This is a genomic window from Cognatishimia sp. MH4019 (assembly GCF_020177595.1).
Taxonomy (GTDB): domain Bacteria; phylum Pseudomonadota; class Alphaproteobacteria; order Rhodobacterales; family Rhodobacteraceae; genus JAHTBL01.
On record NZ_JAHTBL010000009.1, the window covers coordinates 108,559 to 129,024 of the forward strand.

Sequence of the window (20,466 nt, forward strand, 5' to 3'; positions counted from 1 at the left end):
GAAGCGCTCGGATTTCGCCTTCCGAGCGTTCGACAGGGTGTGCGAATCATCGCTCGGTAGATGATTCTCATCGGCTTGATTTTGTCCGGGTCGGCCGCCAAGGCCAGAAAAACGCGGAAAAAAATCGTTAATAATGGGTTAAACCTATCCTTTTAGACAGGTTCGATTTTTTCGAATTGAGGTAATCTAGACGCATTATGAGCCTGACCGTTTCGACGCCAAATATCGGAGCGGATTTTTATACAAACTTTTTTAAAGAGTTCTTTGGTTTCTGTCTGATCCTTCCCGTTTTTTTTTGGAGAAGGGACGTATGGGGAAAATGCATATGACTACTTCGCCTATTAGTATTGGGGAGGCGTCCAAGATCGACGTTATTCTCTCCACAACAAACACTTTTGAAGAAATCGGCCTGAAATCGGTCGTCACCCAGTTGGGTTGGAGAAACGTGACGCAGTCCGACAGGGTGCCGCGTGAAGACACGATTGCGATTGTCAGTGTGACGTCTCAGCAAATGACCAACTCGGCGCTAGCGGCAATTCTGTCGCGCTTTGCACCGGCGCGGGTTGTGTTGCTGGTTCCCTCGATGGCCAACTTCTTTCTGTTTCTGAAATGTCCGAAGTCGGTTGTGTCGATCCTGCAGCGGGATGCCGATATGGATCATTTGCGCACGACATTGGACTTCATCGGGATGGGGCACACGCTGCTTCCTTGGGGTAATTCCGATTGTCAGCCGTGTGTGTCGCAATCCGAACCACCGGATTCGGTGCAGGAAGAATGGCATCTGACCGATCGCGAGGTCGAGATCTCGCGCGAGATCGCCGTGGGGCGGTCTAACAAAGAGATCGCGCGCGAGCTTGGGATCGCGGCCAACACGGTCGATGTCCATGTCAGTGCGATTCGGCGCAAACTGGGCGTGCATAACCGCACCCAGATCGCTGTGAAGATCGTTGAAAAGATGGGGCAGACGCCCCCGTCGCAACTGCTGGCTTAGGCCAGCCGCCTTATCGCAATCATGACCGCCGCCTGCGTTCTGCGCGGGCGGCGGTCGTATTATTTTAAGGCGTTGCGCTCAGGGTTCAGGCAAGTCGGCCGCAGCCTTAGCTGATTGTGCGCAAATAGAAGGCGTTCAGGAAAAACCTGCTCATATATTATGCAAGCGTCGGGACTCGCTCCCCTCGAACGCGGCGCGCCCTTACGCGGTGCGGACCCACATCCGTAAAACAGCACTGTCTTAATCGACACTTGAGTGCCGCGCGACGAAGCCATCCTGGCAGATACTCTTCGTCGCGCAGCTGCAACGATACGCTGCCGGTCTCACTTAAGCGCATTCTTCGCAGCCGCAAGGCCGGAGCGCGCGGACCCGGACAGCACAACCTGGGAACACTTTTGATGACTACATTCAAAACATGCGCGGCTTTGACGACGGCGGCCTTGATGGCAACCACGACGGCTGCTCTTGCGCAGGATTGCCCTGTCAAAGTCGGCGTTCTGCATTCGCTCTCTGGCACGATGGCCATTTCCGAGACGACGCTGAAAGACACGATGGAACTGCTGATTGAACAGCAAAACGAAAAAGGTGGCGTTCTGGGCTGCGAGATCGAGGCAGTCGTTGTTGATCCGGCTTCTGACTGGCCCTTGTTCGCGGAAAAAGCGCGCGAGCTGCTGACCGTGTCTGAAGTTGACGTGATCTTCGGCTCATGGACCTCGGTGTCGCGCAAATCCGCGCTGCCGGTTCTGGAAGAACTCAACGGCCTGATGTTCTACCCTGTGCAATACGAGGGTGAGGAAAGCTCGAAAAACGTGTTCTACACGGGTGCGGCCCCGAACCAGCAGGCGATCCCGGCGACGGACTATTTCCTTGAAGAACTGGGCGTCGAGAAATTCGCGCTGCTCGGCACCGACTATGTCTATCCGCGCACCACGAACAACATTCTGGAAAGTTACCTGATCGACAAGGGCATCGCGGAGGAGGATATCTTCGTGAACTATACGCCTTTCGGTCACTCTGACTGGGCGACGATTGTGGCTGACGTTGTGGCCCTTGGTGCCGACGGCAAGCAGGTCGGCGTGATTTCGACCATCAACGGCGACGCCAATATTGGCTTCTATAAAGAACTCGCTGCCGCTGGCGTTTCTGCCGACGATATCCCCGTTGTGGCCTTCTCCGTCGGTGAGGAAGAGCTGTCCGGTCTGGATACCTCCAACCTTGTCGGCCACCTCGCCGCATGGAACTACTTCCAGTCTGCTGAATCCGAGGCCAACGATGCCTGGGTCGCCGCCTGGAAAGAGCGTATGGGCGAAGACCGCGTGACCAACGACCCGATGGAGGCGCATTATATCGGCTTCAACATGTGGGTGAACGCGGTGACTGAGGCTGGCACGACCGACGTAGATGCCGTCCGCGAAGCGATGTATGGTCAGGAGTTTCCGAACCTGACCGGCGGCACGGCTGTCATGCTGCCCAACCACCACCTCGCCAAGCCGGTTCTGATCGGTGAGATCACCGCTGACGGTCAGTTTGACATCATTAGCCAGACCGAAGAGGTGCCGGGTGATGCGTGGACAGACTTCCTGCCCGAAAGCGCGGTTTTGAAGTCAGATTGGCAGACCCTCGGCTGCGGCATGTATAATGTCGAGACCGAGACCTGCGTGCAGCTGACGTCGAACTACTAAGGGTTCTCCCTCGTGGGGGCGGGGTTCGCCTCGCCTCCGCACTTTCTCCGATAAGGCACCCCATTTATGCGCTTTCTGGCTCTTTTCTTCGCGGCTGCGATCTCTCTCAGCGTGTCTGGCGCACAGGCACAACCCGCTGATCTGAAAGCGGTTCTTGAGGTTCACGCCGATCAGATCGAACGCCCGAAACGGCTGGAAGTGGGCGCGGTGGTTGATGATCTGATCGCCCTTGGCACGCCCGAGGTGACGGAATTTCTACAGCGCTGGCAGAACCGCGAACTTCACATGCGCGAGGCGGATGGTCAGTTCTTTTACATCGGTGAAGGCGAGCCGATCCCGCTGATCGATGTGATGAGTGGGGAGGTCGTGGGGACCGCCGAAAAGTCCGAGATCAAACAACTGCGCCCCAATGCCGGGGTGCGTCGTGTGCTTGGATCTGCTCTCGTGCAGTTCCAATTGTCTGATCCAAATATTCTGCGGCGGGTCGCGGCCGTGGACTCCATCGCGCGCCGCCCGCAAGCGGACCAGTTGGCGCCTTTGCTGGCCTCAATCCCCGATGAACCCGATGCCGCTTTGAAAGAGCGCAAGGAACGGTTGGCAGGCCTGCTGACGGCGCGGTTCGGGGACACGACCGAAGCCCGTGTCGCCGCCATTGAAGCGCTGTCGGGAGAGCTATCGTTGGACGTGCAAGCGGTCATGAACCAGATCTTGGCGACCCGCGATCAAGTCGCTGTCGCCTTGCCCGAAGACGAGAATATTGCCGAGGTCTATGACGTCGGCACCGATTTGACCGAGGCAGAGGCTTACGCCCAGCTTGTCAGCGCCGAATTAGCCTCACCACTGATCCCGAACGACGCCATCCGCAACGCACTTGCCGCGAATATCGAAGGGGGTTTCGTGGGTGGCGTGCCGGTGGCGCTGCTCAACACCGACGCCGCCCGCGAGGAGGCTTATGCAACGCTGGCCGAGGCCGGGACCGTCCCGCCTTTGGTTACAGATGCTGACATCAGCTCTGCCGTGCAATCCCATGTTTTTTATGAGGTTTACACCGAGCCAGACATCGCCGTGACCGACGCTGCCAATGACGCGCTCGACGAAATCACGACGCGTGTCGGCGTCAATCAGGCGTTGGATTTGACGCTGGACGGGCTGTCTCTGGCCTCGATCTACTTCCTTGCCGCCATCGGTTTGGCCATCACCTTCGGGGTGATGGGCGTCATCAACATGGCACACGGTGAGTTCATCATGATGGGCGCCTACACGGGCTACGTCGTGCAGCTGTTCATCCCCGATTACACGCTTTCGATCCTTGTGGCCCTGCCTTTGGCCTTCGCCGTCACCTTCGGCGCAGGCGTCGCGATGGAGCGGCTGGTCATCCGCTGGCTCTATCACCGTCCTTTGGAAACGCTTCTGGCGACGTTCGGCATTTCCATCGCGTTGCAACAGCTTGCGAAGAACATTTTCGGCACCCAAGCGCGCCCTCTGACGTCGCCCGGTTGGCTGGACGGCGCGTGGGTGATGAACGACGTGGTGTCCATCAGCTACATCCGCATCGCGATCTTCATTCTGGCGCTGATCTTCCTTGGGCTTTTGCTCTTCATCCTTAATAAGACACGTCTTGGCCTAGAGGTCCGCGCCGTTACCCAAAACCCCGGCATGGCCGCGTCGATGGGCATTAACCCGGATCGCATCAACATGCTGACCTTCGGTCTTGGTTCCGGCATCGCGGGCATCGCAGGGGTCGCCATCGGGCTTTATGCCAAGGTCACCTCTGAGATGGGCGCGGATTATATCGTGCAGAGTTTCATGACCGTGGTCGTGGGCGGCGTCGGCAATGTTTGGGGTACGCTTGCAGGGGCGTCGCTGATCGGCTTTTTGCAAAAAGGGATCGAGTGGTTCAATCCGGCCAACACGCTGGCTGCGCAGACCTACATGATCCTTTTCATCATTCTTTTCATACAGTTCCGGCCAAAGGGCATCGTTGCCCTCAAAGGCCGTGCGGCGGGGGATTGAGGCGATGGAACGCTCTTTCATCATGCGCAACCCGTCGGTTCTGTGGTTCCTTCTGGCGCTTGCGCTCTTCACTTTGGGCGTCACGATCCTGTCGGAGGCATTCGGGGTCGGCACCCTCTCAACCTCTTTCATCAAGACGCTGGGCAAGACGCTTTGCCTATGTCTGATCGCTGTCGCGATGGACGTCGTCTGGGGCTATTGCGGGATACTGTCGCTGGGCCATTTCGCGTTCTTCGGGCTAGGCGGTTACGCCATCGGCATGTGGCTGATGTATGCGCGCACCGAGGAAATCGTGGTTAATTCGCTGAACGAAGCGGCCATCCCGCCGACCCAGCAAGAGATCATCGACGGCATCGGCACACAAATCTTTGGCGTCGTCGGATCGTCGGAATTTCCGATGATCTGGGCGTTCTCGCATTCGCTGGGATTGCAGTTGCTGATGGTCATCTTGGTGCCGGGCCTGCTGGCGCTGGTCTTCGGTTGGCTGGCGTTCCGCAGCCGTGTCACGGGCGTCTACCTGTCGATCCTGACCCAGGCGATGACCCTCGCCTTGGCGCTGTATCTTTTCCAAAATGACAGTGGGTTGCGCGGCAATAACGGTCTGTCGGGCCTGCAAAACATCCCCGGTCTCGACCACCTCGGACAAGCCACCATCTCGATGTGGTTTTTCTGGGCCTCCGCCATCGCCCTGGGCGCGGGCTATGTCCTGTTCGCTTGGGTCACGTCCGGTAAGATGGGCAGCGTGATCCGAGGCATCCGCGATGACGAAAGCCGTGTCAGGTTCCTTGGCTACCACGTTGAAAGCTATAAACTTTTCGTCTTCACCCTAACGGCCGTGGTCGCGGGCATCGCAGGCGCACTTTACTACCCGCAAGCAGGCATCATTAACCCTGCCGAAATCGCTCCCATTGCCTCCATTTACCTCGCCGTCTGGGTCGCCATCGGCGGGCGCGGGAGGCTTTACGGCGCTGTGATCGGCGCGGCGTTCGTGTCGCTTTTGTCCAGCTGGTTCACCGGAGGCGGCGCACCCTCGATCCCGCTGGGGTTCTACACGATCCAGTGGACCGATTGGTGGCTGGTGCTGCTGGGCGTCTCGTTCGTGGCCGTCACGCTCTTCTTCCCGAAAGGCATCGGCGGGCTCTTTGATTATCTGGTGAGGAAAGACCCATGAGCACGCTTCTTGAGGTCTCGGGCGTCACCGTCAGCTTCGACGGCTTCCGCGCGATCAACAACCTGTCCTTCCAGATTGGAGAGCCGGAGCTGCGCGCTGTCATTGGCCCCAATGGGGCGGGTAAAACGACCTTCATGGACATCATCACTGGCAAGACGAAGCCCGATGAGGGCCGCGTCATCTGGGGCGAAAAATCGGTGTCGCTGCTGGACATGTCCGAAAGCGCGATTGCGCGGGCGGGGGTCGGGCGCAAGTTTCAGAAACCTACCGTGTTCGAGGATCAGACCGTGCGCGAAAATCTTGCCATGGCGCTGAAAAACCCGCGTGGGCCGTTTGATGTGCTTTGGTATAAGAAGACTGCGCAAGGCGCTGAGAAAATTGAGGAAATCGCGGAAGAAATTGGCCTGACGGATGAGTTGAAACGGCGCGCTGGCGATCTGAGCCATGGTCAGAAGCAGTGGCTGGAGATCGGGATGTTGCTGGCCCAAGACCCGCGTTTGCTGCTGATTGACGAGCCTGCGGCAGGCATGACTCCCGCCGAACGCGAGCACACGACTGACCTTATCAAGCGGGCCGCTGAAACCTGCGCGGTCGTCGTGATCGAGCATGATATGGAGTTCGTCCGCCGCCTTGGGTGCAAGGTAACGGTGCTGCACGAGGGTGCGGTTTTGGCCGAAGGCAGTCTGGATCATGTCACGCAAAACCAAGACGTCATTGACGTCTATCTGGGGCGCTAAATCATGCTGAATGTCGAGAATCTGACCCTGCATTATGGCCAAAGCCAGATCCTGTATGATGTGAACCTAAGCGCCGAAGCGGGGCAGGTGACAGCCGTGATGGGCACCAATGGCGTGGGTAAAACAAGCTTGTTGAAAGCGATCTCCGGGCGGCATCCTTATAGTGGCGGAACGATCACCGTTGGGGATGCGGCGCTGAACCACCCCTCCGCGTTCGAGGCCGCGCGCGCGGGCATTGCCTACGTGCCGCAGGGGCGCGAGGTGTTTCCGTTGATGACCGTGCAGGAAAACCTGCAATCGGGGTTCGCGTGCCTGCCGAAAGACGCACACACCATCCCCGACAAGATTTTCGACCTGTTTCCCGTGCTTTCTGAGATGAAAGATCGCCGGGGCGGTGACCTGTCGGGCGGTCAGCAACAGCAGCTTGCGATTGCGCGCGCGCTGATTACGCGTCCGCGCGTGTTGCTGCTGGACGAGCCGACCGAGGGCATTCAGCCCAACATCATCCAGCAGATCGGGCGCGTTATTGCGCAGCTTCGAAACGAGGGAGAGATGGCGATTGTGCTGGTCGAGCAGTTCTTCGATTTTGCCTATGACCTGGCTGATGAGTTCGTGGCGCTCAACCGCGGTAAGGTCGTTTTAAGCGACCCGAAAGCCAAGGTCACGCGCGAGGCGTTGATGGAGCGTGTGTCTATCTGATCCTTGAATAACGCTCAGACTGACGCTATATACCGTCTATCAAAGCGTAAGGATATAAGTCATGAGCCTTGTCGACTTTTCCGAAGATGGGCAATTTGCACCCAAGAAAATCGCTGCAGAACTGCGGACGACAAGCGAGGAGGTTGCGCGTAGCGTCGGCCTTGGCAAGGACGCGGTGCAGCGGCGGGATCGCGTTGGATCGGACCGCACACAGCGGCGCTTGCGCGAAATGGTTGAGATCATCAACAAGGTTGAACCGCGGTTTGGCTCTTATCTTATGGCCTATGCGTGGTATCGGTCGGAGCCGCTGAGCGGCTTTTCCGGGCGTACGGCGATGCAGCTGGTGCGCGACGGGCAGGCGGGCGATGTGCTGGAGTATATCGACGCTGTAGACGCGGGCGTTTTTGCGTAAGCCTTGCGATATCAAGGCCTTCTTTACCGTGCATTGAACCCCATTTGGGCGCGCGATCCGCTATCAGGGGAAGGCGCGCGACGCTTTGGCGGTCGCTTCAACAAGAAGGGGCGCGCGGCGCTTTATACTGCGCTCAGCCCTGAGACCGCGATCAAGGAAGCCAATCAGGTGGGGCATCTGCAGCCTACGACGCTGGTCAGCTATCACGCGGATATTGCGCTCGTGTTTGATGGGAGCGATGGCGATTTACTTGAGGCCCATGGTCAGACATTCAACAGCCTTGCTGCCAATGACTGGCGTGATCGGATGGTCGCAGGTGTCGCCCCGACACAGGCCTTTGCCGAGGCGCTGATCGCCGAGGGATATCAAGGGCTTTTGATCCAAAGCTATGCTAGAGGCGCGACAGCCAAAGACTGCAATCTGGTGTTGTGGGATTGGGCGAAAGGGCTGAGCTTGATCGACGACGAAAAGCGGCTTGGCTAGCGCGCTTTCACATCACGGTAGAAAACGGATCAGAACCCAACCGGCCAAGCCGATATGCACGAGCGTGATGACAACAGACGCGCCATGCAGCGCCTTGAAACGGCCTTTGTTGCCGCTGTCGGTGGCGGCATTGATGGCTGGCATGAGCCATTGACGCGTTGGCACCGTGGTTAGCGCGATCAGGCCGAGGGTTGCGGCGGAAAACGCATCATTCGAGAAGCTGAGAAGGGCTGCCAAGGACGCGGTGGCGATCACGAAAAGATAGAACCACGGGAAAGCTTTGCGGATCGTGGCGCCTGCTGTTTCGGCTGGTAGGGCGGTGAATAAAAACGCCGCAAATCCAAAGGAATACAGCACCATTCCCCCGAAGAGGAAAGCGGTCACTAGCAAGGCGGCGGCGGTCAGCATCGGCGGCTCCTGAGGTCTCTGAGATTTGGTATCTGGAGCGGAGCGGGCAAAAGGAAAGCCCGCTGGCGCCGCCTGCGGCGTTGTGGCAAGAGAGCGATTAATGGCCGTGAAACTCACCTCTTTGAACGATCTGAAGACGCTCGCTTTCGATGATATCATCGACGTGCGCGCGCCTTCGGAATTTGCCGAGGATCATGTGCCGGGGGCAATTAACCTACCCGTTCTGAGCGATGCAGAGCGCGCCGAGGTTGGCACGATTTACGTGCAGCAAGACAGCTTTCTGGCGCGCAAGATCGGGGCGGCGATGGTGTCGCGGAATGCGGCGGCGCATCTGGAAGGGTCGCTGGCAGATCGTGACGGGCGCTGGCGGCCGCTGGTGTATTGCTGGCGGGGCGGGCAACGCTCGGGGTCTTTTGCCTCGATCCTGAGCCAGATTGGCTGGCGGGTCGAGCTGATTGACGGGGGCTATAAGAGCTATCGCAGGCTGGTGGTCGCCGCGCTGTACGATGCGCCGATTTCGTTGAACATCACGCTCTTGGATGGTGGCACGGGCACCGCGAAAACCGCGCTTCTTCAAGAGCTTGCGGCGCAAGGTGCGCAGGTTCTTGATCTGGAAGGTCTGGCCGAGCATCGTGGCTCTGTGTTGGGTGGGTTTGCATCCGGGCAACCCTCTCAGAAGATGTTCGAGAGCCGTTTGGCCGGTTTTATTGCGAGGCTTGATCCGGAGCGCCCGACTTATGTCGAGGCCGAAAGCACGAAGATCGGTAACCTGTTGATCCCACCGAGCCTGTGGGCTGCGATGATAGAGGCGCCTGTGCTGCGGCTCAGCGCGCCTTTGCGGGAACGTGCGGCGTTTACGATGCGCAGTTACCCGGATTTGACCGCTGACCCAGACGAATTGCGGGCGCGCTTGCAGCCCTTGCGGGCGTTTCATGGTGCGGCGCGGCTGGAGGCGTGGGAGCGGTTGATTGCGGAAGGGCGGTTCGAAGACCTCGCCGCGTCGCTGATCGAGACGCATTACGACCCGCGCTACACCAAATCGGCGCAACGTCGGGCGCGGTCGGTGACGCAGATGGATGTTGCGCGGTTGGATCAGGGCAGTCTGGCCGAAACGGCGGCGAGGATTATCGCGATGGACGGCAAATGATCTTTCCTGAGTCCGGGGTCACTTGGCCAATCTGGACTGCTTGAAAGCCCGCCTTTTCAATATCTTCCAGGGCAATCCTCACGTCATCTTCGGGAAGTGCTGCGAGGAATCCACCTGCGGTTTGCGGATCAAAAAGCAGCTCACCCCGCGCACCTTCAGCGCCTTGCACATCCGCCAAGGTGCGGTTTGAGGGCATCAGAGAGGCATGTAGCCCGGCCTCAATCAGCTCTAACGCGCCGTCATAAACGGGCAGTGCATCAAGCCAGAGCTCGGCTCCGGTGCCGGACGCCGCGCAAATCTCGGCCAGATGCCCGGCAAGGCCAAAACCGGTCACATCGGTCATTGCGTGGGCCTTTGCCAAGGCGGCTGCCACTCGCGCCGGGTTGCGCCGCATCTGCGTGTAGAGCGCGGCAATATGTCGGCCGTTTGCCTTCATCTGCATCTCGCCCGCCAGCAATACGCCCGAACCCAACGGGCGGGTCAGGATCAAGGCATCGCCGGGTTTTGCGCCTGCTTTGGTGATCGGCGCGCCGTCGCATAGCCCTGTGGCTGTGAAACCGATACTCATCTCGGCGCCCATGGTCGAATGGCCGCCGACAAGGGCTGCGCCGACCTCGCGTGCGATCTGGTCTGCGCTGCGTAAGATCAACTCCATTGTGCGGCGTTGCAAGGCGTCTGACATACGCGGCATGGTGACGTTCATCAAAAGCGCTTGGGGCTGAGCGCCCATGGCCCAGATATCGCCCAACGCATGCAGCGCGGCGACTTCGGTCAGAAGTGCCGGGTCTTCGGTAAAGGCGCGCAGATGGTCGGTGGAGATGACCTGTTTTGCTCCACCAATTTCAAGCACGGCGGCGTCGTCGCCTGCGCCGAGCGTGACGTCCTGGCGTGCAGTGGCAGGCAAGGCGCGGAGCGTGTCTTGCAGCACACCGCCCGCCACTTTTGCACCACATCCACCGCAAAGAGGCGCAGTGTTCACGATGGGGGCGACGCCCTCGGCTGCGCGGCTAAGATCGGGCGTCTCCATGGCGGGGAATTCGATGAATTTGTCCATAAAAGCGCGGTCGATGCGGTCCTTCCAGTGCCACAGAAGCGGGCTTGAGAAGGACAACCCGCCGCGTTCGGCAATCGCGGCTTTGCCACCCAAAGAGATCAGCTTGAGATAGCGCGATTGCGGCTTGAAAACCCGCGTAGGCTTGCCCGCCAGAACCGCGCGGAAATTGTCGTGTAGCACAGGGGCCGCTCGCACGGCGAAGACACCCGCCTTGCTGCGCGGGCTTGCTGTCATGTGGGCGCAATCACCGACCGCGAACAGATCATCATGGCTGCTAACGCGCAGGTCAGCGCCGACATTGATAAAGCCGTCCGTCAGGGGCAGGGGAAGCTCGTGCACCCAAGTATGGGGGAACGCGCCCGCCGCACCGACGGTCAACGTGGCGGGTACGGTTTCGCCGTTTTGCAGGCGGATATGATCGGCGCAAATTTCCTCTGCGCGGGTGTTCAGATGAACGATGATCCCGGCGTCTTTCAAAGCGCGGTTAAGGCGGTCGCGCGTTTTGTCGCTGATGCCGCTCAGGGCGGGCCCGGCCTCAATGATGGCGATCTCGCAAGGCGCGCCGCGTTGGCGTACCGCATGGTGCATGGCAAGCGCCAACTCAACCCCCGCCACGCCACCGCCGATAGCGGCGATCTGGGCTTTGCCGCCGGGCAAAGCGCCAAGGTAATCGCGCCAGCAGGCAGCGAAGATATCCAGCGGTTTGGCTCCGACCGCATGTTCTGCGAAGCCCTTAATCGCGGGCATCTGCGCGGTGATGCCCACGTCGAACGAGGCCACGTCATAGGGGATCGGGTCCTGCCCCTCGACCCTTACCTGCTTGGCCTCAAGGTCCAGCCCGCAGGCCTTGCCCAGAACCAACCGCGCACCCGCATGACGGCCCAGTTTGACCAGATCAATCTCAAGCTCCTCGCGGGTATAATGACCGGCGACATGGCCCGGCAACATGCCTGTGTAAGGCGCTGTTGGGCCGGGATTTATCACCGTCACCCGCACGCCCGGCATCGGGTTCATACCCCATTTGCGCAGCACCAGCGCATGGGCATGACCGCCGCCGATCAGCACAAGGTCTTTGGTGAGAGGCAGGCTTTGCATCGTCGTCATCCGAGGGTTTTCAAACCCTTACAATGGCCTGTCCGCGCCGTCCAATGGGGTTTGCGTGAGCGCGCCGGACAGGGTGGGGGAGGACATGTCGCCGCTCCCCCATCATCCATTGTAGACGACGGTATACAATTGCGCTACTCCGCCCCCAACCACCGCAGCGATTCCGACGGAAAGGCCTTAGAAATGGCAGATATCATCTACACCAAAGTCGACGAAGCACCACAGCTGGCCTCCGCGTCACTGTTGCCGATCATTCAGAAATTTCTGTCCGAGGCGGGCCTGACGGTCGAGACACGTGACATCTCTCTGGCTGGGCGGATCATTGCGGCGTTTCCCGAAAGCCTGACCGATGCGCAGCGCCAATCGGACGCGCTGGCCGAGCTGGGCGAGCTGGTGAAAACGGCAGAGGCCAACGTCATCAAGCTGCCCAACATCTCGGCTTCGGTGCCGCAGCTTGTCGCCGCGATTGAAGAGCTTCAGGCCCAGGGCTACGCGTTGCCAGATTACCCCGAAGACCCGTCGACAGACGCCGAGAAAGACGCGCGCGCGCGCTATGACGGGATCAAAGGCTCGGCTGTGAACCCGGTGTTGCGCGAAGGTAATTCCGACCGCCGCGCGCCTGCTGCGGTCAAGGCGTTCGCGCAGGCCAATCCGCATCGGATGGGCAAATGGGTGTCGGATAGCAAGACCCGCGTGGCCACGATGGGGGCCAATGACTTCTTCTCAAACGAGAAATCAGTGACGCTGACGGCCGATACGACCCTGCGGATCGAGCATGAGGGCGCGGGCGGTGTGAAGGTCCTCAAGGACGGGCTTGCAATGCCGGCAGGCACGATTGTGGACAGCACGTTCATGTCCGTGGGCGCGCTGAAAGCGTTCTACGACAAGGTGATTGCCGAAGTGGCAGAGGAAGGCACGCTCTTCTCGCTACATATGAAAGCGACGATGATGAAGGTGTCCGACCCAATCATCTTTGGTCATTGTGTGCGCCAATATCTGGCCCCGGTTTTCGAGAAATACGGCGATGATTTTGCCGCCGCAGGAGTGGAGCCGAACGGTGGTCTGGGCACCATGCTCGACAAGATTTCCGAGATGCCCAACGGGGCAGAGATCAAAGCCGAGATTGACGCGGTTCTAGCGGATCGCCCGCCGCTCTACATGGTGAATTCCGACAAAGGCATCACCAACCTGCATGTGCCGTCCGATGTGATCATCGACGCCTCCATGCCTGCCGTGATCCGCGCAGGTGGCAAGGGTTGGGGCCCGGATGGCGAAGAAGGCGACACGACTTGTGTGATCCCCGACAGCAGCTATGCGGGCGTCTATGCCGAGACGATTGATTACTTCAAAGAGACGGGTGCGCTGGATCCTGCGACCTCTGGCACGGTGCAAAATGTCGGCCTGATGGCGCAGAAGGCGGAAGAATATGGCTCGCACCCGACCACGTTTGAGATGGCCGAGGCCGGGACCGTGCGTGTCATGGATGGCGACACGGTTCTGATGAGCCATGAGGTGAACGCGGGCGATATCTGGCGCATGGCGTCGGCCCGCAAGGCACCCATTGAGAACTGGATCGAGTTGGCGATTGAGCGTCAGGCAGCAGAGGACTGCCGCGCGATCTTCTGGCTGGATGCGGATCGCGCTCATGATGCTGAGCTGATCAAATACGTCACGCCTATGCTGGAGGCCAAGGGCGTTTCCGACAAGTTCGAGATTATGGCGCCGACCCCAGCGACACGCGCGTCATGCGAGACGATCCGTGAGGGCAAGACGATCATCGCGATCACCGGCAACGTGCTGCGCGACTATCTGACAGATCTGTTCCCGATCTTGGAGGTTGGCACTTCTGCCAAGATGCTTTCGGTCGTGAAACTGATGCAAGGCGGTGGTCTGTTTGAGACAGGTGCCGGTGGGTCCGCGCCCAAGCACGTTCAGCAGTTAATGGAAGAAAACCATCTGCGCTGGGATAGTCTGGGTGAGTTCTGCGCATTGGGGGAAAGCCTGCGCTTTGCGGGCTCCGAGAAAGCGCGCATTTTGGGCGATGCGGTGGATGCGGCGACTGAGAAGCTACTTTCGAACGGCAAATCACCGGGCCGCAAGGTTGGCCAGGACGACAACCGCGCCAGCCATTTTCATTTTGCGCTGTATTGGGCCGAAGCACTGGCCGCGCAAAGTGAGGATGCGGACCTTGCAGCAGCCTTCAAGCCGGTGGCTGAAGAGTTGGCCACTAACGCTGACACCATTTTGACCGAGCTGAAGGCCGGCGCTGGCAAGCCAGTTGCTCTGGGCGGCTACTACCACGGCGACGAGGCGAAAACTGCTGCTGTGATGCGCCCGTCATCGACACTGAACGCGATTATCGGTTAAGTAAACAAAGGCGCGCGGAGCAGTTTTGCTCCGCGCGCAGCTTTAAAATGCCTATTGGCCCTGGCGAAACTCAGTCCGCTTCAACCGCAGTCGCGGGCGCTTCTTCGACGGTTTCAAACACGTTGAGCCCGAAGATAAGCACCCCGAAGACCAACGCGACAGCGATCCCGATCAAAGCGGGCTTGTGGCGGCGGGACTGTTTTTCAACATTGGTGTCGGGTGCGGACATGAAACTCTCCTGATATTGCGTATTCGAGAGGAAAACTCCGGCAGACCGCAAAGAGTTCCATTCTGCTCAAGCATATTAATTAACATAACGTTGATTATCTTACATTCTGACGTCCATAAGACATGACCTCTTCGTGTCAGCCCTTAGTGCGCCAAATGCTTCAAGATATGATCTGCGGCCACCTGCGCCCCCAATGCACTGAAATGCGCATCCGGTGCATAAAGACTACGCGGCTGCGGATGCGCCTCAAACGCGGGTGTTAGGTCGATAAACGCGACGCCCAACTGCTTGGTCGCCTTTTCCACGTGACCCCTTAGATCGTCAAAAGCCGCCGCGTTGGGAAGTAGGCCGACAAACCGGTCGACCTGCGGGATATAGGCGACGTACAGCTCGCCTCCCCAGCCCTGCACAGCATCCCGCGCGATCTCAAGGGTTTGTGCATATTCAGGCCGCGGAGCCGAGGCTTTCGGATAATGCAGCCCCAGAACAAGCGCTGTCTGCTGCAGTGCAAGGAAGTTCCGCACCCAGGCGCGCCGTGCAAGAAATCCGTCCGCGGATTCAACGCTCGCCTCCCACCATCCGTCTATCACGTCTGCAGATCGGGCATGGCGCGTCATCACGTCCTCGGGTCGGCCAGCAGGCAAACTGGCCTCCATCGCTGAAGCCAGATACGGCGCAGTTGCCTGCAAATTCATGTTCTGCCAGTCGTTTCCTTCAAAGAACATCATGACCACTTGATCAGGCGTGAACTTCGGCCCCCAACGCCGCAGAATTGCGACCTCCATTTGTGGTCCTGCCCCGCGTGATCCGGTGTTCATGGTGCCGGGTCTGTCGGCCCTGATGCGGCTGACAACATCCTGCCCATCCGGCAAACAAATTCCTTCGGCAAAACTGTCACCGAGGATCATCAGATCAATTTCATCGTTATAAATCATGGGGGGATTTCGGAATCCGTATTGGTCCGCAACATAGCTCACCGGGGCACCATGCGCAGCGCAGAGCAACACGGTCGCGTTTGGGACGCCTTCCAGAATTGCGTTTTCTGACGTCTTAATTCCAAGCGCGTGATTTAACTGGTTCAGCGTATAGGCGGGCGGCATCGTTTGCCGGAAAGCTGCGTCCGGTGTCCCTTGCCCTGCAACGAAACCCGACAGCCCCGCAGCGCCTTGAAAGGAACGTTGGGTCAGCAGCAATTCGAACATGAAAAGCGCGATCATCAAGGAGAGCGCACAGATCCCCGTCATCAACGCCCCGTCGCGCTCAAGCCAAAACCCGGCTGCCAAAAGCGCCGCGGCAATGCCCAATGGTGCTAACACATAACGTACGATCCGGATCAGATCGGTTGCATAGGCGTCGCGGTGCAGCAGCGCATAGACAGCGATCGCCACAAAGTACAAAGCAACCAGAGCACACAGGATAAAACCAACCCGAGCGATCCTTTGACGAAACACGGGCTGTGTTCTCCGCTTGGGGCTCTGCAAGGCAAACATGGCTCAGTCCAGTTCGTATTTCTGGGTGTAGTCTTCCTTGAGCGATGGGTCCTGCGCGGGCTTGCGCAGGATCAGATTGCCGATCGCCAGAACATCAAGTTCGGTTCCCATGAAGCAGCGAAACGCATCCTCGGGTGAACCAACAATGGGTTCCCCGCGCACATTGAACGAGGTGTTGACCACAACGGGGCATCCGGTGCGTTTTTTGAATTCGGAAATCAGCCGGTGATAAAGCGGGTTCGTGTCCTGATGAACCGTTTGCACACGCGCCGAATAATCCACATGCGTGATGGCCGGTATTGATGAACGCGCGACGTTCAGCTTGTCGATCCCGAAAAGCGCCTGCTCGTCGTCGGTCATCTCGCGCCAGTGCCTTTTCCCGACATCGGCGACGATCAGCATATAGGGGCTGTCGCTTTCCAGATCGAACCAATCCGAGACGTCTTCGCGCAGAACGGACGGCGCGAAAGGGCGGAAGCTCTCGCGATACTTTACTTTCAGATTCAAGGTCTTCTGCATGGTTTCTGATCTTGGATCACCCAAGATCGACCGCCCTCCCAAAGCGCGCGGCCCGAACTCCATCCGTCCTTGGAACCAGCCGACGGCCAACCCGTCAGCCAAAGCGCTTGCAGCCTCGGTGATCATATCGTCCTGGGACATGCGTTCGTAAACCGCGCCAAGATCATCAAGCATCGCTGCAATCTCGTCCGTTTCGTGAAGGGGCCCCAAATACGATCCGTGCATCCGGTCACCGCCCTCCGGAGCGCGCGGTTGATCGAGTTCCTGGTGCCACGCCGCGTAAGCTGCCCCGACCGCCCCGCCCGCATCGCCCGCCGCTGGCTGAACCCAGATGTTTTGAAACGCGCCATCCCGCAGGATTTTTCCGTTGGCGACGCAATTCAAAGCGACACCGCCTGCCATGCACAGGTTTGGAATTTGGTATTCTTCGGCGGCCGCACGGCACAGGCGCAGCATCGCTTCCTCGGTCACCGCCTGAACCGAGGCGGCGACATCCATATGAAATTGCGTCAGCGGGTCTTTGTCCGGCTCGCGCAACGGCTCACCGAAGAGATCGGCAAACGCTCCATTTGTCATCGTCAGCCCGGTCGCGTAATCAAAATATCTTTGGTCGAGCCGGAATGATCCGTCAGATTTCAGATCGACCACCTTGTCGAGGATCAGGTCTTTGAATCGCGGCGTGCCGTAAGGTGCCAGCCCCATGACCTTGTATTCACCGGAGTTGACGCGAAAGCCCGTGTAATGCGTGAAGGCCGAATAGAGCAGCCCCAGCGAATGCGGGAAATGGATTTCTTTCTTGATCTCCAGCGACGCGCCGCACCCGATGCCCAGGGTTGTGGTTGCCCACTCCCCCACCCCGTCCACGGTCAGGACAACCGCTTCGTCACAGGGCGACGGATAGTAAGCACTGGCCGCGTGGCTGATGTGATGTTCTGAAAACAAAAGCCGGTCCTCGGCGAAGTCCGGATCAATCTCGCAGAGTTGCGTCTTCAGCAACCGCTTCAGAAAAAGCTTTTCCTTCAGCCAGATCGGCATTGCCACGCGGAACGACGCGAAGCCCTTGGGCGCGGTCGCCACATAGGTTTCCAGCAGCCGTTCGAACTTCAGGAACGGCTTGTCGTAGAACGCGACGTGATCAACATCGGCCAACGTGATCCCTTCGGCCTCCAGAACCGACCTGATCGCGCAGGCCGGAAAGCCCGCGTCATGCTTCTTGCGTGTGAACCGTTCCTCTTGCGCCGCCGCGACCAGAGCGCCGTCTTTCAACAGGGCGGCGGCACTGTCGTGGTAGAACGCCGACAGTCCCAGAATATAGGACATCGATCAGAACAACGGATACAGGAACGGCGCCACGGCTGACCCTTGGCTCAGGACAACCAGCCCACCGAAAACCACCAGAACGACAAAGATCGGCAGCAACCAGAATTTCTGACGGTCCCGAAAGAAGGACCATAGCTCAACAAAGAAGGACATAGAAACTCTCCGATAAATGGATTTAGTACTGCCGCTTCATGCTTTCTGGCGCGCGCTCGCGCGGTTTCCAGTAGCTTTGAAGCGCGGGATCAAATTCCCGGGACAGCGGGTCAAAACCTCGTAATTTCACAAATACTCCGGTGGGAACGAAGGCGATCACATAGACCAGGAACATCGTGACCGGCGACACGATCGCATAAAGGATCAGGCCGAACTTGAACCAAAGCCGATTGGCTTTGTGTAGCAAGCTTGGCTTGACGGCAGTTACCACGAAAAAGCCAGCCGCAATCGCAAGAGCGACCCAAGCAAAGGCGTTGCCCTTGATGAACAGGTACAGCGCCAAGAGGCTGAAAACTGCCCCGAAAACCTTCCCGAAACTCTGATCCGAGCCTAACGCCACTTCCGTGTTTGGCTGCTGGTCAAACATGTCGATGCACCCTTTTTTGGGTAAAAGGGCCGTTCGAAATCCACCGGCCCAGAAGAAAACAAAAGAAATAATAGCATCACGATACATCAGATCGCTGCGGAGTGGAGTAGCCCAAATACACTAGAGGCCTTGCATCAGAGTGACGCTAAGCCATTGAAATCATGGGGCGCGGCCAGGTTTTCATGGTGTTTCAAACATCCGTGATCTGGTGACTTGGCACCGAAGGTTGCGGACGCCTATTATGAAGTCATCGACTCAGTTGATTGAATTTTATGACAAAATCTAATTTTTCGGTCCTGATCTGCTCGGCAGGTCGCAGACACGCCCTATTGGAAAGCTTTCGCGCAGCACTCGCCACGCTGGAACTGCCCGGCCGCGTGATTGCATGTGATCTTGATCCGCATCACAGCGCCGCTTGCGCAAGCGCGGATGCCGCTTATCCGGTCCCTCGCGCAACTGAGCCCGGCTATGCCGACGCCATTCTGGAGATCGCGCAGAAAGAAAACGTGGCACTGGTGATCCCGACAATTGATCCCGAACTTCTACCCTTGGCAGAGGCGCGGGACCGCTTCGCAAATGCGGGTGTCCGTGTGCATGTCTCGGACCCGGACACCATTGCGATCGTACGCGACAAGGAGGAGACATCGCGCGTGTTGCAAGCGGCGGGTGTGCCTGTTCCTGCCACATTTGCCGAAGCGGAAATCCGGTCGAATGCTGAGGCGGTGCCTTGGCCGCTTTTTGCAAAACCATCCGGTGGAAGTGCCAGCCGTGGCCTTGCCGTGCTAAGCAGCCCCGGCGATGTTCCGGACAAATACCCCGAACCGATGATCTATCAAGAGCTTCTGACCGGCCCTGAATACACGATCAATATGTTCGTGGATCAGGATGGCGATCTGAAGACCGTGGTTCCGCATAGACGTCTTTCGGTCCGGGCCGGAGAGGTCGAGAAAGGCTGTACCGAGCGGCGCGCCGACCTCCACCAGATCGCCGAAAACATCGTGCGCGCCCTGCCCGGCCTGTGCGGGGTGGCCTGCTTTCAGGTCATTGACGATCCAAAGCTCGGCGTGCGCGCGTTCGAGATCAATGCGCGCTTCGGTGGCGGTTTCCCTCTTGCCGATTATGCCGGTGCGCATTTCGCACAATGGCTGTTGGAGGAGGTTTCAGACAAGCCCCGCACTGCGAGTAACGACTGGCGCGATGGCGCAGAAATGCTGCGTTATGATGCGGCCGTCTTTCGCGGTTAGGGCCGGTTCATGATTGTCTTCGACATGGACGACACGCTTTATCTTGAACGCGATTTCGCCTTCAGCGGATATGAGTTCTTGGAACAGTGGGTGGTGAATAAGACGGGGCAGTCCGGTTTTGGCGATGCGTGCAAGCAGCTGTTCTTGAAAGGCGAACGGCGGCAAGTCTTTGACCGTGCAAGTGAAATGCTTGGCATTGAAGCGACGCCCGATCTGATCACTCAGCTGGTTGAGCAGTATCGCACACATCCGCCCCAGATCACCCTCGCGCCGGACGCGGCGCGCTTTCTGGCCCGGGCGAAAGGTCCTTTCGGTCTGATCAGCGACGGCCCCGCCTACATGCAGCGCAACAAGTCACATGCCTTGGGCCTCGACACCATGATCACACATGTTTGCCTGACAGGAGATTGGCCCGACGGTCACGGCAAGCCCCATCCCCGCGCTTTTCAAGAAATGGAGGGCCATAGCCCTACCCCCGCACAGATGATCTATATTGCTGACAACCCGGCCAAGGATTTCCTCACCCCGAACGCACGCGGCTGGCATACGATCCAGATCACGCGGGAGGGTGGCGTGCATGATCCCAATCCGGAAACCTCCGCACATGCTGCACAAAGAATGATCGCATTCTTCGATGAGCTGGAGGATTGGCCCGTTTGAGATAGTCGTCACGACGCTTTGTCGGATCGCGTTTTTGAAGTAAGATCGAAGATATATTCCTGTCGGCTCTGACTGGCTGACGACACCAATTCGAGAAGCGCAGCCCTTATTTCATTGCGCGCAACCATTTTTCAGAGGCTGCACATGCAGCACAAC

General features: G+C 58.7%; 19 protein-coding genes. 12 read left to right on the forward strand and 7 right to left on the reverse strand.

Translation table 11 applies throughout. The annotated features are described in order from the left end of the window. Nucleotides 1-325 precede the first annotated feature (325 nt). The 8 genes from KUW67_RS15100 (at nucleotide 326) to KUW67_RS15135 (ending at nucleotide 8,188) form a co-directional block, all read left to right on the forward strand. A complete protein-coding gene (locus KUW67_RS15100; RefSeq protein WP_224826163.1) occupies nucleotides 326-991 on the forward strand; it encodes a response regulator transcription factor in 666 nt (221 codons plus the stop codon). Between the two features lie 398 nt (nucleotides 992-1,389). Continuing rightward, a complete protein-coding gene (gene urtA / locus KUW67_RS15105; protein WP_224826164.1) occupies nucleotides 1,390-2,673 on the forward strand; it encodes an urea ABC transporter substrate-binding protein in 1,284 nt (427 codons plus the stop codon). Between the two features lie 66 nt (nucleotides 2,674-2,739). Next, entirely contained in the window at nucleotides 2,740-4,686 is a 1,947-nt protein-coding gene (urtB, locus tag KUW67_RS15110) for an urea ABC transporter permease subunit UrtB (RefSeq protein ID WP_224826165.1), read from the forward strand. A gap of 4 nt (nucleotides 4,687-4,690) precedes the next feature. After that, a complete protein-coding gene (urtC, locus tag KUW67_RS15115) occupies nucleotides 4,691-5,857 on the forward strand; it encodes an urea ABC transporter permease subunit UrtC (protein ID WP_224826166.1) in 1,167 nt (388 codons plus the stop codon). Further along, a complete protein-coding gene (urtD, locus tag KUW67_RS15120) occupies nucleotides 5,854-6,594 on the forward strand; it encodes an urea ABC transporter ATP-binding protein UrtD (RefSeq protein ID WP_224826167.1) in 741 nt (246 codons plus the stop codon). Before urtC ends, urtD begins: the two co-directional genes overlap by 4 nt. Before the next feature lie 3 nt (nucleotides 6,595-6,597). Further along, nucleotides 6,598-7,293, forward strand: coding sequence for an urea ABC transporter ATP-binding subunit UrtE (gene urtE, locus KUW67_RS15125; RefSeq protein ID WP_224826168.1), 696 nt, complete (start codon nucleotides 6,598-6,600; stop codon nucleotides 7,291-7,293). Nucleotides 7,294-7,354: 61 nt separating this feature from the next. Next, nucleotides 7,355-7,705 carry an antitoxin Xre/MbcA/ParS toxin-binding domain-containing protein gene (locus tag KUW67_RS15130; RefSeq protein WP_224826169.1) on the forward strand — a complete coding sequence of 117 codons (351 nt, stop codon included), beginning with the start codon at nucleotides 7,355-7,357 and terminating at the stop codon, nucleotides 7,703-7,705. Between the two features lie 33 nt (nucleotides 7,706-7,738). Next, nucleotides 7,739-8,188 (forward strand): RES family NAD+ phosphorylase, encoded by a 450-nt coding sequence (locus KUW67_RS15135; RefSeq protein WP_255596840.1) that lies wholly within the window; start codon nucleotides 7,739-7,741, stop codon nucleotides 8,186-8,188. Between the two features lie 12 nt (nucleotides 8,189-8,200). Here the strand turns inward: KUW67_RS15135 and KUW67_RS15140 are convergent, their stop codons facing one another. Further along, nucleotides 8,201-8,596 (reverse strand): DUF4149 domain-containing protein, encoded by a 396-nt coding sequence (locus KUW67_RS15140; RefSeq protein WP_224826171.1) that lies wholly within the window; start codon nucleotides 8,594-8,596, stop codon nucleotides 8,201-8,203. Between the two features lie 100 nt (nucleotides 8,597-8,696). Between KUW67_RS15140 and mnmH the strand changes: the two genes are divergently transcribed. Beyond that, on the forward strand, nucleotides 8,697-9,743 hold the full coding sequence (gene mnmH, locus KUW67_RS15145) for a tRNA 2-selenouridine(34) synthase MnmH (protein ID WP_224826172.1): 1,047 nt from the start codon (nucleotides 8,697-8,699) through the stop codon (nucleotides 9,741-9,743). Here the strand turns inward: mnmH and selD are convergent. Continuing rightward, nucleotides 9,721-11,892: a selenide, water dikinase SelD gene (selD, locus tag KUW67_RS15150; RefSeq protein ID WP_224826173.1), complete on the reverse strand. Its 2,172-nt coding sequence runs from the start codon at nucleotides 11,890-11,892 to the stop codon at nucleotides 9,721-9,723. The genes mnmH and selD overlap by 23 nt on opposite strands. Nucleotides 11,893-12,084: 192 nt before the next feature. Here selD and KUW67_RS15155 point away from each other — a divergent pair, with 192 nt between their 5' ends. Further along, on the forward strand, nucleotides 12,085-14,268 hold the full coding sequence (locus tag KUW67_RS15155; RefSeq protein WP_224826174.1) for an NADP-dependent isocitrate dehydrogenase: 2,184 nt from the start codon (nucleotides 12,085-12,087) through the stop codon (nucleotides 14,266-14,268). Between the two features lie 70 nt (nucleotides 14,269-14,338). Here the strand turns inward: KUW67_RS15155 and KUW67_RS15160 are convergent, their stop codons facing one another. The 5 genes from KUW67_RS15160 to KUW67_RS15180 all read right to left on the reverse strand — a co-directional run bounded on the left by KUW67_RS15160 (nucleotide 14,339) and on the right by KUW67_RS15180 (nucleotide 18,493). Continuing rightward, on the reverse strand, nucleotides 14,339-14,497 hold the full coding sequence (locus tag KUW67_RS15160; RefSeq protein ID WP_224826175.1) for a hypothetical protein: 159 nt from the start codon (nucleotides 14,495-14,497) through the stop codon (nucleotides 14,339-14,341). A gap of 143 nt (nucleotides 14,498-14,640) precedes the next feature. Next, on the reverse strand, nucleotides 14,641-15,885 hold the full coding sequence (locus KUW67_RS15165; RefSeq protein WP_224826176.1) for a hypothetical protein: 1,245 nt from the start codon (nucleotides 15,883-15,885) through the stop codon (nucleotides 14,641-14,643). A 105-nt stretch (nucleotides 15,886-15,990) separates the two neighbouring features. Further along, nucleotides 15,991-17,826, reverse strand: coding sequence for a carbamoyltransferase (locus KUW67_RS15170; RefSeq protein ID WP_224826177.1), 1,836 nt, complete (start codon nucleotides 17,824-17,826; stop codon nucleotides 15,991-15,993). A gap of 3 nt (nucleotides 17,827-17,829) precedes the next feature. Further along, nucleotides 17,830-17,979: a DUF5989 family protein gene (locus KUW67_RS15175; RefSeq protein ID WP_224826178.1), complete on the reverse strand. Its 150-nt coding sequence runs from the start codon at nucleotides 17,977-17,979 to the stop codon at nucleotides 17,830-17,832. Between the two features lie 22 nt (nucleotides 17,980-18,001). After that, nucleotides 18,002-18,493 (reverse strand): hypothetical protein, encoded by a 492-nt coding sequence (locus KUW67_RS15180; RefSeq protein ID WP_224826179.1) that lies wholly within the window; start codon nucleotides 18,491-18,493, stop codon nucleotides 18,002-18,004. A gap of 185 nt (nucleotides 18,494-18,678) precedes the next feature. Between KUW67_RS15180 and KUW67_RS15185 the strand changes: the two genes are divergently transcribed. Both KUW67_RS15185 and KUW67_RS15190 read left to right on the forward strand, forming a co-directional pair. Then, nucleotides 18,679-19,650, forward strand: a complete 972-nt coding sequence (locus tag KUW67_RS15185; RefSeq protein WP_224826180.1) for an ATP-grasp domain-containing protein — start codon at nucleotides 18,679-18,681, stop codon at nucleotides 19,648-19,650. A gap of 9 nt (nucleotides 19,651-19,659) precedes the next feature. Further along, nucleotides 19,660-20,310: an HAD family hydrolase gene (locus KUW67_RS15190; RefSeq protein WP_224826181.1), complete on the forward strand. Its 651-nt coding sequence runs from the start codon at nucleotides 19,660-19,662 to the stop codon at nucleotides 20,308-20,310. Nucleotides 20,311-20,466: the final 156 nt, after the last annotated feature.

Bases quoted from the DNA above. Each gene is read 5' to 3' on its own strand.
- KUW67_RS15155 (WP_224826174.1), top strand. From the start codon at position 12,085: ATGGCAGATATCATCTACACCAAAGTCGACGAAGCACCACAGCTGGCC.
- KUW67_RS15185 (WP_224826180.1), top strand. From the start codon at position 18,679: ATGACAAAATCTAATTTTTCGGTCCTGATCTGCTCGGCAGGTCGCAGA.
- urtE (WP_224826168.1), top strand. From the start codon at position 6,598: ATGCTGAATGTCGAGAATCTGACCCTGCATTATGGCCAAAGCCAGATC.
- KUW67_RS15180 (WP_224826179.1), bottom strand. From the start codon at position 18,493: ATGTATCGTGATGCTATTATTTCTTTTGTTTTCTTCTGGGCCGGTGGA.
- KUW67_RS15170 (WP_224826177.1), bottom strand. From the start codon at position 17,826: ATGTCCTATATTCTGGGACTGTCGGCGTTCTACCACGACAGTGCCGCC.
- KUW67_RS15140 (WP_224826171.1), bottom strand. From the start codon at position 8,596: ATGCTGACCGCCGCCGCCTTGCTAGTGACCGCTTTCCTCTTCGGGGGA.
- KUW67_RS15130 (WP_224826169.1), top strand. From the start codon at position 7,355: ATGAGCCTTGTCGACTTTTCCGAAGATGGGCAATTTGCACCCAAGAAA.
- KUW67_RS15175 (WP_224826178.1), bottom strand. From the start codon at position 17,979: ATGTCCTTCTTTGTTGAGCTATGGTCCTTCTTTCGGGACCGTCAGAAA.
- KUW67_RS15100 (WP_224826163.1), top strand. From the start codon at position 326: ATGACTACTTCGCCTATTAGTATTGGGGAGGCGTCCAAGATCGACGTT.
- selD (WP_224826173.1), bottom strand. From the start codon at position 11,892: ATGCAAAGCCTGCCTCTCACCAAAGACCTTGTGCTGATCGGCGGCGGT.
- KUW67_RS15160 (WP_224826175.1), bottom strand. From the start codon at position 14,497: ATGTCCGCACCCGACACCAATGTTGAAAAACAGTCCCGCCGCCACAAG.
- urtA (WP_224826164.1), top strand. From the start codon at position 1,390: ATGACTACATTCAAAACATGCGCGGCTTTGACGACGGCGGCCTTGATG.
- urtB (WP_224826165.1), top strand. From the start codon at position 2,740: ATGCGCTTTCTGGCTCTTTTCTTCGCGGCTGCGATCTCTCTCAGCGTG.
- KUW67_RS15190 (WP_224826181.1), top strand. From the start codon at position 19,660: ATGATTGTCTTCGACATGGACGACACGCTTTATCTTGAACGCGATTTC.
- mnmH (WP_224826172.1), top strand. From the start codon at position 8,697: ATGGCCGTGAAACTCACCTCTTTGAACGATCTGAAGACGCTCGCTTTC.
- urtC (WP_224826166.1), top strand. From the start codon at position 4,691: ATGGAACGCTCTTTCATCATGCGCAACCCGTCGGTTCTGTGGTTCCTT.
- urtD (WP_224826167.1), top strand. From the start codon at position 5,854: ATGAGCACGCTTCTTGAGGTCTCGGGCGTCACCGTCAGCTTCGACGGC.